6 protein-coding genes are annotated in these 12981 nt (G+C 69.4%); 4 read left to right on the plus strand and 2 right to left on the minus strand.

Annotated features, from left to right (window positions below):
• Positions 1 to 9: 9 nt before the first annotated feature.
• A complete protein-coding gene (locus FOF48_RS11460) occupies positions 10 to 810 on the plus strand; it encodes a hypothetical protein (RefSeq protein WP_143900842.1) in 801 nt (266 codons plus the stop codon).
• Positions 807 to 2441 (plus strand): FAD-dependent monooxygenase, encoded by a 1635-nt coding sequence (locus FOF48_RS11465; RefSeq protein WP_143900843.1) that lies wholly within the window; start codon positions 807 to 809, stop codon positions 2439 to 2441. The genes FOF48_RS11460 and FOF48_RS11465 overlap by 4 nt, the downstream gene beginning before the upstream one ends.
• A gap of 24 nt (positions 2442 to 2465) precedes the next feature.
• On the opposite strand, the gene fabD is transcribed toward FOF48_RS11465, so the two are convergent.
• Positions 2466 to 4754 carry an ACP S-malonyltransferase gene (fabD, locus tag FOF48_RS37020; protein ID WP_143900844.1) on the minus strand — a complete coding sequence of 763 codons (2289 nt, stop codon included), beginning with the start codon at positions 4752 to 4754 and terminating at the stop codon, positions 2466 to 2468.
• Positions 4755 to 4885: 131 nt separating this feature from the next.
• On the opposite strand from fabD, the gene FOF48_RS11475 reads away from it, so the two are divergent.
• On the plus strand, positions 4886 to 6103 hold the full coding sequence (locus FOF48_RS11475; protein WP_161664603.1) for a cytochrome P450: 1218 nt from the start codon (positions 4886 to 4888) through the stop codon (positions 6101 to 6103).
• Between the two features lie 25 nt (positions 6104 to 6128).
• On the opposite strand, the gene FOF48_RS11480 is transcribed toward FOF48_RS11475, so the two are convergent.
• Positions 6129 to 11438 (minus strand): beta-ketoacyl synthase N-terminal-like domain-containing protein, encoded by a 5310-nt coding sequence (locus tag FOF48_RS11480; RefSeq protein WP_370456567.1) that lies wholly within the window; start codon positions 11436 to 11438, stop codon positions 6129 to 6131.
• A 455-nt stretch (positions 11439 to 11893) separates the two neighbouring features.
• Here FOF48_RS11480 and FOF48_RS11485 point away from each other — a divergent pair, with 455 nt between their 5' ends.
• On the plus strand, positions 11894 to 12979 hold the full coding sequence (locus FOF48_RS11485) for a serine hydrolase (RefSeq protein ID WP_186001871.1): 1086 nt from the start codon (positions 11894 to 11896) through the stop codon (positions 12977 to 12979).
• Positions 12980 to 12981: the final 2 nt, after the last annotated feature.

The following is a 12981-nucleotide window of genomic DNA, read 5'->3' on the forward strand; positions in this document are numbered from 1 at the left end:
CGGCTCTCCATGCGACGCGCCCACCTCTTCGAATTCAACGACCTGCCATGGCTGCCTTCGCCCCTGCGCAAGACGATCATGGAGTTCCTGCACCACATGTCCGTACGGCTGCGGATGTATGACAATGGCTTCGACGCCCTCGCCCGGCTGATGGAGCAGAAGGGCCTCACGTCCATCCAGGCGATGTGCGCGGGGGACGGCGGGCTGATGCTGGCCCTGTCCCGGCACCTGGGCCGCGAGGACGTCCGCATCCAGCTGTCGGACAAGTACCCGTCGCTGGAGCGGTTCGCCGAAATCGAGCGTGAGAGCGCGGGCCAGGTGAGCCACGTCCAGGCGTCGGTGGACGTGCTGGACGTTCCCGAACACCTGTCGGGCCTGCGCCTCATCGTCAACGCCGTGCACCACTTCCAGCCCGGCGCGGTGCGGGGAATCCTGGCGGACGCGGTGGCCAAGCAGCAGCCCATCGTGTTCCTGGAGCCCGTCCAGCGCGACCTGCTGTCCGTGCTGCGCTTCAGCGCCGCGACGCCGTTCATCAGCGCCTGGTTGAGCCTGGGAGGCATCCGCCCCTTGAGCCTGCGCCGCGTGCTGCTGGGCTTCGTGGCCCCCGTGGGCGCGTTGTGCTTCCTCTTCGACGGCGTGGTCTCGCACCTGCGCGCCTACCACCTCCAGGAGTGGCAAGCGCTCATCCAGCAGGTCGACGGGCACGAGGGCTATGACTGGGATTTGCGGCAACTGACGGGGTTCATGGGCGCGCGCGTCTCCTTCCTGGCCGGCGTGCCGAAGCCGCGGACCCCGGTGCTGACGCCATGAGCGCCGCGGAGGTGTTGATCGTGGGGGCTGGCCCGGTGGGGCTGTGCCTCGCGCTCGCGCTCGACCAGCAGGGCGTCCGGGTGCGCATCATCGACAAGGAGCCCTCGTTCTCCGGCGAGTCCAAGGCCGTGACGCTCCAGCCCCGGACCCTGGAGATCTTCCAGACGCTGGGCGTCGCGGACCGGCTCATGAAGGACGGGGTGGTCAACCGCGTCATGAACATGCACGTCGGGCGTAAGCGCGTCACGGTGCTGCGCTACGACCGGCTGGAGAGCGCCTTCGCCTTCTACCTGCACCTGCACCAGGGCCAGACGGAGCGGGCGCTGGTCCAGGTGCTGGCAGACCGGGGCATCACCGTGGAGCGCTCCACCGCGCTGGAGGGCTTCCATCAGGACGCCGCGGGAGTGACGGCGCGGCTCGCGCGGACCGGGAGCGCGCCGGAGGAGGTCACGGTGCCGTACCTGGTGGGCTGCGATGGTGGCCACAGCCGGGTCCGCGCGGTGCTCGACCTGGCGTTCAGCGGCGCGCGGCATGACGACAACTGGATCATGACCGACGTGCGCATCCCCAACATGTCGCTCGCCCGCGACGAGCGCCACGGCTTCATCCTGGACCGGTTCCCCTTCGTGGTGCTGAACCTGGGCAACGACTACTACCGGCTCATCGCCGCGCGTCCCCCCGGGTCACCGCTTGCGGGGCAGGTGCCTACGCTGGAGGAGTTCCGCGAGATCATGACGCCGCTGGGCCTGGGACACTGGCGGCTGGAGGAGCCGCTGTGGCTCACCCACTACCATCCCAGCCAGCGGCTCGTTTCCCACTACCGGGTGGGGCGGGTCTTCGTGGCGGGGGACGCGGCCCACGTGAACACCCCCATCGCCGCGCAGGGACTCAACACGGGGGTGCTGGATGCGGTCAACCTGGCGTGGAAGCTCCGCCTCGCGGTCCGGGGCAAGGCGAGCACCGCCCTGCTCGACAGCTACCACGCGGAGCGCCACGCCGCCGCCGTGACGATGTTCGCCCAGAACGACCGGCTCACCACGCTCGTCTTTGGCACCAATCCCCTGCTGCGCTTCCTGGCGCGCAAGCAGTTGCACCTGCTCAACATCCCCGCGTTGAACCTGAAGAACGTCCTGGGGACCTCGCAGCTCGACCTGCATTACCGCCACAGCCCGGTGGTGCAGCCAGCGCTCGACGCCTCCGGCACCCGCGCCGCCCGTGCCGCGTTCGCCCCAGGCCGGGCCCAGCCCGGAGATCGCGCGCCGCACTGTGTCTTGCACGCGGAGAGGTCCACCCCGCTCTACGAGGTCCTCCGGGCGACCCACCACACGCTCCTCATCCTGGGCGGTGAGACGCCCGACCCGGCGCGGATGCGGGCCATGGCCGAGCACGCCCGCGCGAAACACGGCGAGTGGCTCACGTCCCACTTCGTGTTTCACGGGCAGGTCGCGCCCGGCTTCGACGGTGGAGGGCTGGGCACGACCTGGCGGGACGTGGATGGGAAGGCCCACCGGGCCCTGGGCGCGAAAGGCGCGGGCTGCGTGTTGATCCGCCCCGACGCCTACATCGCCGCGCGCTTCCCCCTGGATGCGTCAGGGAGCCTGGACACCTATTTCAACGCCCTCCTGCACTGAGGGCCCACGGCGGGGGGACGCGGCTCAGGTCCCCCCGCGCATCACCTGGAAGCGCTCCTCCAGCCAGCCCGCCGTCGCCTCCATGAGCTTGTCGCCAATGGCATCCACGTGCCGGTCGCGCCACGAGGCCAGGGGTGTCCCACGGACCCACTGGTTGAACGCGCCCATCGCGGGCCCGCAGTGGACCTGGTAGTCGGTGCGCTGCTCGCGGCTCCCGCGCAAGGCCAGGCGCGAGGTGTGGACGAAGTACCAGCGGAACACGAGGGCCATCTTCTTCCGGGGGTTGCGCTCGGCGCGCTCCAGCTCCGCGGGGTCGGCGCGCAGGTAGTGCTGCCGCGTCTCCTCCCAGACCTCCTCGAAGCCGCGACGGAAGACCTTCTCCTGGAGCTGCTTCCGGGTCTCCGCGTCCAGGGCCTCCAGGGAGGGATGTTGTTGGTAGAGCGCGTAGAGGCGGTTGGCGCGCGCCGGAAAGAGGAGCCCCTTGCGCACCACCTGGATCTTCGCCCCCAGCTCGAACATGTCGCCCGCGGGAGCGCACGTCACGTCCTGCACGTCCAGCGTCTCCAGCAGATCCTTCACGGGCTCGCTGGTCCCGGCCTCCACGGTGCACTGGTTGATGGACCCCGTCACGATGAAGTCCGCGCCCATCAGGAACGCCGCCGCCGCCGCGTGGGGGGTTCCGATGCCCCCCGCCGCCCCCAGGCGGATGCGGGCCGGGTAGCGGTGCAGGGCCATCATCCGGTCGCGCAGCAAGCTCATCGCCGGGAACAGGGCACTGGCGACGCCCTGGTCCGTGTGACCTCCGGAGTCGGACTCCACGCAGACGTCCCCGGCCATGGGCAGCTCGAGCGCGAGCCGGGCCTCCTCCGGGGTGAGCTGTCCGGCGCGGACGAGCCCATCGAGCAGGGCCTGGGGAGGCGGCGACATGAAGGCCTCCGCGACCTCCGGCCGGGACACCTTGGCGATGAGCCGGTTCGGCGCCTCGATCTGACCGTCCTCGCGCCGCCGCACGCCCGTCATGCGGAAGCGCACGAGGGCCGGGGTCAATTGCAGGAACGCCGACGCCTCGACGTTGCGGACACCCCGGCGAAGGAAGAGGTCGACCAGCCGCGCCTCGCGTTCGGGGCGTTCAGGGCTGTGCAACAGGTTCATGCCGTAGGCCTCGCCCGGACGCAGCGCGGCCTGGATGGCCAGGAGCTCCTCCTCGATGCGCTCGAGCGGAACCCCGCCGGTCCCGAAGAACCCCAGCAACCCCGCGCGTCCCATGCGCACCACCAGTTCCCGGGAGGAGATGCCCTTGTACATGGAGCCCGCCACGTAGGAGAGGCGCACGCCATAGGCCTCACGGAAGGCCTTGCTGCCCAGCGTCCCGGCGCGCACCCCCGGCTCGCGCGCGGGCGTGGGCGCGCGGACCGGGGAGGGCGCCTCCAACCTGGGAGGAGGCGCCACGACGGGCACGCTCGCGGTCATGCCCGCGGGGGTCGCCTGACGAATCTGCCCGATGAGCCCCGTGAGCACCCGGCCGTGCCCTACCTCCACGAACTCCTGCTCCCCCTGGGCGAGGAGGGAGCGCACGCTCTGCGTCCACCGCACCGGCGAGTCGATCTGCCGGGCCAGCAGCTCCGGCACCCGCGCGTCCTCGTAGGGCCGGGCCTCCACGTTGGAGATGACCGGGAAGCGCAGCGGCGCGAAGGAGAACTCCCGCAGGAAGGCCGCGAAGGCGTCGCGCGCGGGCCGCATGTACCGGGAATGGAACGCGGCGCTCACCTTGAGCAGGACGACGTTGGCGCCCACCGCGCGCAGCTCGGGCGCCACCCGCTCCAGGTCCTCGCGCGGTCCGGACATCACCTGCTGGGTGGGCGTGTTGTCATTGGCCAGGTCCAGGGTGCGCACCCCCAGCCGCTCCAGCACTTCGAGGATGCGCTCCCCGGACAGGCCCACCACCGCGGCCATGCCACCTCCGCTCGCCTGGGCCATCACCTCCCCGCGCTTGCGGACCAGGAGGACGCCGGTCGCGAAGTCGAAGGCACCCGCGGCGAACAGCGCGTTGTACTCCCCCAGGCTGTGCCCCATGGCATACTCGGGATCGCGTCCATGGCGCGCCCGCTGCTCCAGCCATGCGAGCGCATTCAGGACGAACAGCGCGGGCTGGGTATACCGCGTCTCATCCAGACGCGCGTCCTGGCAGACCTCCGCCAGCCGATACCCCAAGAGGGCGTCCGCCTGGGCCGCCAACCCCGGGTGTCTCGCGAGCAGATCCCCACCCATTCCCCGCTTCTGAGAACCCTGTCCAGGAAACACGAACGTCGTCATGTGTCACTCCCGTTTCCGTACGTCCGATGCTCGGTCTGCCGCTTCTCCTGGGTTATCATGTTCACGGCCGTGAGCCCATTCAGGGCCTTGTCCACGCTCTGTGCCCGCCGCTCTCCAGAGGAAACCATCCCATGAGCCAAGACGCGAAGCTGCATGTCAACATCCTGAGCCCGGAGTTCAACGTCAATCCCTACCCTTTCTACAAGCAGCTGCGTGAGCAGGAGCCTGTGTATTGGAGCGAGGAGACGCGACACTGGCTGCTCACCCGGTATGAAGATGTCCAGGTAGCCCTGAAGGACACGACGCGCTTCTCCAGCCAGAGCAGCGAGACCTTCGTCGTGAACGATGAGTTCATGAAACACCTGCGGCCCATCATCACCCACTTCTCCATGTGGGCCGTGATGAAGGACAACCCCGAGCACAAGCGGCTGCGCGGCCTCATCAACCAGGCCTTCCGCCCCGACAACGTCAAGGACATCCACCAGCGGGCCCAGCAGACCGCGAACTGGTTGATTGACCAGGTCTACGACAAGGGGGAGATGGACTTCGTCAATGACTATGCCTACGCGCTGCCCGCGATGCTCTTCTCGGTGGAGATCCTGGGCATGAACCGCGACGACCTGCCCACGTTCAAGTCCTGGAGCGTGGACCTCGCGCGGGCGACGGGCCGCATCGACAGCCTGGAGGTGATGTTGAAGGGGCAGGACGCGCTGTTGAAGATGACTGAATACATCACGCGCGCCATCAACGACCGCCTGGAGCGCCCGCGCGAGGACTTCATCTCCTACCTCGTCAAGGCGTGGCGCGAGGACAACAAGCTCACGCTGGAGGAGGTGGTGGCCCAGATGGTGCTGCTGCTCGCCGGCGGCCACACCACCACGCAGAACGTCATCAGCACGGGCCTGCTCGCGCTCTTCAAGCACCCCGAGCAGCTGGAGCGGCTGAGGCAGAACCCGCAGATCAACCGGGCCGCGGGCGAGGAGCTCTACCGCTTCACCTCCCCTGCCCAGGCGCCCACCCGCATCGCGGCGTGTGACTTCGAGCTGGGTGGCAAGCAGATCAAGAAGGGCCAGGGCATCATGCCCATGGTGGCCGCGGCCAACCGCGACCCCGCCTACTTCGACCAGCCGGACTCGCTGGACCTCACGCGTGAGAAGAATCCGCACCTGGGTTTCGGCACGGGCATCCACGTCTGCCCGGGCGCCTTCCTCGCGCGCGCGGAGATCCCCGTCGGCTTCGAAACGCTCATGCGGCGCATCCCGAACATCCGCCCCAAGCACGACGCCGAGGACTGGAACATGAACCTCAGCTTCCGGGGTCTGTCCACGTTCCCCCTGGTCTGGAGCTGAGGCTCCCCATCCGCCTCCCATGGCGTCAGCCCGTCGCGCCGAACTCCAGCGCGACGAGCTTCCGCCGCGAGGGAGGTTCCGCGTGCGAAGCAAGGGTTGAGGGCGCGCGGCCGGACGGAGCCTCCAGCCAGTAGCGCTGGCGCGTGAAGTCCACGGGAGACAGGGGCGCGCGCAGGGGCTGCTGCCCCGCGGGCGCCTCGCTCACGAGCGCATGCGCGTTGGTCCCGCCAAAGCCAAACGCGCTGAGCCCCGCGCGGCGCACCCCGAAGCGCGGCTCCCAGGGCCGCAGCGTGGTGTTGGGAAAGAGCGGCGAGGACTCGAAGTGGAAGCGCGGGTTGGGCGTCGCGCAGTGCAGCGTGGGGGGCAGCTCGCGGTGCATCAAGGAGAGCACCACCTTGATGAAGCCCGCGACCCCCGCCGCGCTCAGCAGGTGTCCGAAGTTGCTCTTCACGGTCCCCACCGCGCACGAGCCCGGAGCGACGCCCGCCGGGGTGAGCACCTCGGTGAGCGCCTTCAGCTCGATGGGGTCGCCGAGCATGGTCCCGGTGCCGTGCGCCTCCACGTAGCCGAGCGTCCGGGGGTCGACGCCGCCCAAGCGCAGCGCCTCCTCGATGACGGCGCGCTGTCCCGCGGGGTTGGGGGTCGTCACGCCCATGGTGTGCCCGTCGTTGTTGACGGCGGTCGCGTCGATGACGCCGTAGATGCGGTCTCCGTCCGCCAGGGCCCTGCTCAGCGGCTTGAGCAGGACCGCTCCCGCGCCCTCCCCGGGCACGAAGCCATCCGCGCGCTCGTCGAAGGTCTTGCACCGGCCATCCCGCGACAGCGCGCGGCTCTCGCTGAGCGTCAGGTAGACAGCCTCGTCGAGCAGGATGTCCACCCCGCCGGCCATCGCCAGCTCCGACTCTCCGGAGCGCAGGCTCTGGCACGCCAGGTGGATGGCGACGAGCGACGAAGAGCACGCGGTGTCCACCACCAGGCCCGGTCCCTTCAAGTCGAGGAAGTGGGACACGTGCGCGGCGATGAAATTCTGTCCCGAGCCGATGACACCATTGCGAGTGGGGGCCGGCATGCGCTCGGCATAGCCACTCATCCGCGAGCCGACGAACACACCCACGCGCCGGCCCGACACCTCACGCGGCGCATAGCCCGCGTGGCGGAGGCATTGGACGCTGGCCTCCAGGAACTGGCGCATCAGGGGATCGATGCAGGGGGCATCCTCCCGGGAGATGTGGAAGTAGTCCGGATCAAAGAGTTCGATGCCCTCGATGAAACCGCCCCACCGGCTGATGCTCCGCCCGGGCTGATGCGTGGGAGCGTGGAAGTCCGCGATCCTCCAGCGTGAGGCAGGCACCTCGGTGATGAGGTCACGCCCTTCGCGCAGCACGCGCCAATACGCATCCAGGTCGGGCGACCCTGGGAAGTGACAGGCCATGCCAATCACGGCGATGGGCTCCAGGGCCCCGGGAGCGGTCGGGGTCTCAGTCACCGGGGAGATGGGCGAGGGGGGCGGAGGCGCCGGCGGCTCTGGAGTCCGGGCGAGGGTCCGGACCTCCAGGGGGCGAGCCACGGGAGGCATGGCCTTCTCATGGGCCGCCAGCACGGCCTCGGGGTACGCGTCCACGAGCTGACCCGCGAGCGTCGTCAGCGTCCGGTGCAACAAGGGGAGCGACGGATCCAGCTTCACCCCCAGCCACTCATCCAGATGCGTCACCACTTCAATGACGAGGATCGAGTCGAGCCCCAGCTGCTCGAAGTCCGCTTCGGGGTTGATCCGCTCCTGCGGAAGCTGGAGCTCCCGCGCGAACAACTGACGCAGCCACCGCACGGTGAAGGCTCGGAGCTCCGCGTCCGTGGAGAAGCAGGGAGCAGGCGCCACCGGCGCGGGAGGTGCGACGGGCGAAGAGGGTTCAACCGGGGAAAGCGCTTCGACCGGCGGACTCGTGCGCGCCACGTCGCGGGCGGGTTGCGGACGGTGCGGCGTTCGCAGCAGGGCGTCGGGCGCGAAGAGGCTCGGCTCGACCACCGCGGGCAGGAGCACGGCTCGCGAGGAGGCCATCGTCGCATCCAGCAGCGACAGGCCGTCCGAGGTGGAGTGCGCCATCAGGCCCAGGGATTGATAGGCCGGGCTCTTCACCTCTCCCATGCCCACGTCCTTCCAGTTGGGCCAGACGATGGACTGATGGGAGACATGGCCCTTGGCGCGCCGGTGTTCGACCCACAGGTTCATGAACGCGTTGGCGGCCGAGTAATCCAGGATGCCGACCGCCAACGACGGCACCAGGGACGAGACCGAGGAGAACACGACGAAGAACTCGAGCGCATCCGCGGCGAGCGCATGCTCCAGCGTGAGCAGCCCCTCGACCTTGGGCTCGAGCACCTTGAGCCACTGCCCCAGGGGCTTGCTGGTGAACGCGGGCGGCGTGAAGAAGACCGCTCCGGCGGAGTGGATGCAGCCCGCGATGGGGCCCAGGGACGCGCGGACCTCGTTGAAGAGCGACACCAGCGCGGCGGAGTCCGTCAGCGCACCGCAGTGGACCCGAAGACGGACGCCCCGGGCCTTCAGGGCCCACAAGGGGGTGAGGCGCTCCCGCAGCGCCGGAGCGCAGCCCGGATCCGCCAGGAGCGCGTCCCATTGCTCCTGAGGAGGCAAGGGCTGCAAGCCCATGAGGACCAGCCGACGCGCGCCATGAGCCACCAGGTGCTGGGCGACCTCCAGGCCAATGCCACGCACCCCGCCCGTGATGACATACACCTTGTCGGCGGCCATGCGCGGCGCGGGACCGGGCGTGCCGAGCAGGGTGTGCAGCTGGGGGACGTAGCGGCGGCCCTTGCGGTGCAGGACCTCGCCACCGGAGTCCCGCTCACCATGCTCCTGACGGAGCAACGACTCCCATGCGCTGACGTCAGCCGGAACGCGCTCCAGGTCCACGGTGCGGGCATGCAGGTTCGGGAACTCCGCCCCGAGCTTGCCCACCAGCGCCGCCATCACCCCCCCGCCGAGATCCAACGGGCCGCTGCCCATGAAAGTGCGCAGGCCGCGGGTGAAGTGCAGCAGCGCGAAGGACTCCGTCCGGCTGCGCTTCAAGAGCGTCTGCAGCAAGCCGATCCGGCCGAACGTCTCCATCTTCCCAGGCGCGTCCCCGGCATCCTCCCGAGGCGCGGTCCGAAGGTCGGAGAGATCGATGATTCCCGCGAGCGGCCCGCGGCGGGCGTTGATCTCCTCCCCCAGTCGGACACCGGCCTCGTGGCGGTCGAAGTCGAGCAGCGCATCCACACCGGGAGCCGGACTCCCGCAGTTCGCGATGAGGAACATCCGGGTGTTTCGAAGGGACGCGAACACCTCTCGTGTCAGCGCAAGGGTCTCCTCGTTGACCAGCACGACCAGGGTGCCCTCCAACGACAGCGCCTCCGGAGCCCCCTGCCCTTCCACGGCACGCCACCCCTTCTCGAGCAGGAGCGCGTTCTCGGGGAGCAACGTCACCTGGGGCAGCTCCTCGGGGAGCTCCGGTGCGATGGACACCGGTTCCGGAGCAGACACGGCCGGCAGAGATCCCCGGACGACAGGGGCCTGGATCCAGCAGCGCTCGCGGTCGAACGGATAGGGAGGCAACGGGACGCACCGGTAGACCCCTTCCGGGAACAGGGCGGACCGCGCCAGGTCCACGCCAAGCACATACAGTTCGGCCGAGGCCTTGAGCGTGTCTCGCCAGACGGAGCCCGGCGTGCCCAGGTCGAGGTCGCGGAGCAGCCGTCCGTTCATTTCGCTCAGCAGGCCCCTGGAGGAAGCCGAGAGCCTGCCCGGACCGACGGGGCTCGCCTCCTGCCGTGCGGCGGGAGTGTCCCGGTACTGCGTCAGGAGGGCGATCAACTCCTGGAGGTCCGAGGCCACGAAGGCCGCGCGCCGCTCCAGCGCTCCGCGACCGCGCGCCAGGGTGAAGGCGACATCTCCCGGATGAGGCGCTTCGCCGTCCGCCAACGAGCGTCCCAGGGACGCGAGGAGCTCCGAGGCGATCCGCGCCAGCGCCGCATCGCTCCGCGCGGACAGGACGAACAGGTACGAGGGGCGCTCTGGCGCGGCCGCGCGAGGCAGGGCAGGCGGTGCCTCCTCCAACACGACGTAGCAGTCCGTGCCGCTCGGACTGAAGGCGCTGATGGCGGCCCGTCGCGGCGTCCCTTCCAGCCCCACCCAGGGGCAGGGCTTCGTGTCGACCCGGAAGGGCGTCCGCGCGAACCGGTCGGGATGCCCCTCCGCGAGTGAGTGGAGTGACGGCGGGAGCTGCTGGTGCTCGAAGGCGAGGAGGATCTTGAGGAGCCCCGCCATGCCCGCGGCCGGGCCGGCATGGCCCACGTTGCCCTCGGCCGAACCGATGGCGCAGAAGCCCGTGCGCGGCGTGCGCTCCTGGAAGACCCGCGCGAGGGCCGTGAGCTCCACTTCATCCTCGCGGCGGGCGCCGCTGCCGTGCGCCTCCACGTAGGAGAGCGTCTCGGGTTCGATGCCGGCTTGCAGGTGGACCGCGCGGATGAGGTCTGCGCGGCGGCGCGCGTCGTCGGAAGCAGGCGCGCCCGGAAGCCGCCCGCTCTGGACGCTGTCACTGCCTCGGATGACGCCGAGGATGCGGTCCCCGTCCGCGAGGGCCCGCTCCAGGGGCTTGAGGACCACCACGCCCACGCCCTCGGCGGGGATGATCCCCTCCGCCGCGCGGTGCATTCGCGCGGTGGCCATGACGAAGGCCCCGCCCGCCAGCGCCCACTCCAGGGAGCCTGCCCACAACTGCTGGCAGGCCAGATGGATGGCCACCAGTGACGACGCACACGCCGCGTCCACCACCAGGCCCGGCCCCTGGATGCCCAGCAGCCGGGACACCCGGGACAGGAGCAGAGAGGCATCGCTTCCCGTCAGGCGTTGGGAGCCCTCGTCCTGGATGCCGTCCCCGTAGTCCGACGGCCGGAGTCCCATGAACACACCCGCCCTGCGCCCCTCCCCCAAGGCGGGCAAGGCGGCTGATTCCAGGGCCAGCCAGCAGTGCTCCAACACCAGGCGCTGCTGGGGATCCATCCGCGCCGCGTCCCGAGCGGACAGTCCGAAGAAGGCCGGGTCGAAAGCCTCGACCCCGTCGACAAACCCACCCCGAAGCACGGAAGGGCTGTCAGTCAGGGCATCCAGCGTCCAGCGGTCCTGGGGAATCCCAGTCACCGAATCCACGCCCTGACACAGGTTGTTCCAGAAGGACTCCAGGTCTCGCGCCCCCGGAAAGCGCCCTGACATTCCGACGATGGCAATCGGACTGCGGGGGCCCCCGTTCACTCCACGCAGCGTGTTGTCAGCCTTCCCCACAGAGTCCTCTTTTCCCGGAAATTTCAAGGCTGAGTGTACTCAACGACTCTGACGCAATGCCACATGGGAAGTGTCTGAAAGTCATCAGCGCTGGCTCACGATGGCCGTGCGCCGCCGCGTCGATGAGCCGAATGGCCAGAAATCACGGGAGGTTGGCTTGCCTCGCGCCGCGGCTCGTGCGCCGCGTCGCGTTTCCACCCCGGGTGGACGCGGTGGGGCTCAGAACCCGGGGTCAGCTGTTCGCCACGGACCCACACGTCAACGGCGCCGCCCTGGTGAGGCAACACGGCCGGTCGCGCCTGATCTCCCTGCGCCGCGCAACCCTGAGGGTGGGGATGGCGCCCCCCTACGCTTCGTGAGGCATTGGCGTCCATGCAATCCGGGAGCGCCTCCCGCGTACCTTGGGCGCTGAGCGCCCTGGGACTGGACCCACCGCGCAGAGGAGCCTCATGTCCGTGAGCCACTTCAAACTCGCCTGCCTGGGGCTGTGGGTCAGCCTCGGCGTCGCGCTTCCAGCGCGGGCTGACGAGGGGATCGGGAAACGGGTCCGGCGGTTCGTCGCGGACACCCACTTCAACGGCGTCGTCCTGGTGGGGCAGGGCTCGCGCGCGGAGTACGTGGAGGCGTTTGGCGTCGGAGACGCCGCCGCGAAGCAACCCATCACCCGGAACAGCCGATTCTTCATGGGCTCGGTGAGCAAGTGGCTCACCTCCATCATCGCGCTGCGGCTGGTGGATGAAGGAACGCTGGCGCTCGACACGCCGCTCCTCACCTACCTTCCGGAGTACCGCGCGGACACGGGGAAGCAGCTCACCCTGCGCCATCTGATGAGCCACGGCAGCGGCCTGCCCAATGGCCTCATGGACGCGTACAAGAAGGATCCGGGCATCGAGAAGGAAACGCGTCCCCAGGCTGAAGCCGTGGCGCTCTACGCGAGCGGAGACCTCGTGTCCGCCCCTGGAGAGCGCTTTGATTACAACCTCTCGAACTGGATTCTCGTGCAGGCGGTCCTGGAGCGCGTCTCCGGACAGTCCTATGCGCGGCTCGCCCAGCGGCTCGTCTTCAAGCCACTGCGCATGGCTGACAGCGGCATCGCCGCGGGTGAAGCCGGAACGATTCCAAACCTGGCCCTGGGCTACCGGTCACTGGAGCCGAAGGTGGAGCGGCGCGTCTACACGCTGCCGAACTACCTCGTCGCGGGCGGAGGCTTCTACAGCACCGCCGACGACATGCTGCGCCTGAACCATGGGGTTCTCGCAGGGCAGCTGCTGTCCCCCGCGTCCAAGAAGGCCCTGTTCACCATCGAGCGGCCCGAGTCGTCCTACGCCCTGGGTGGACGGGTCCGGCGCATCGGCACGGAGGGAAAGGATGCACAGGACCTCGCATCGAATGATGGGACGTGCGGCGCCTATCGCACCCTCTCCTGGCGAGGCCTCGGGGACGGTCGCACGGTCGTGATCCTGAGCAGCCTGCGTCCTGATGACGAAAAGCTCTTCGCGTTCGCGGAATCCCTCCTGAGCCCCCCAAACAGCAAGAGATGACC

Source organism: Corallococcus sp. Z5C101001 (genome assembly GCF_007352635.1).
Classification (GTDB): Bacteria; Myxococcota; Myxococcia; order Myxococcales; family Myxococcaceae; genus Corallococcus; species Corallococcus silvisoli.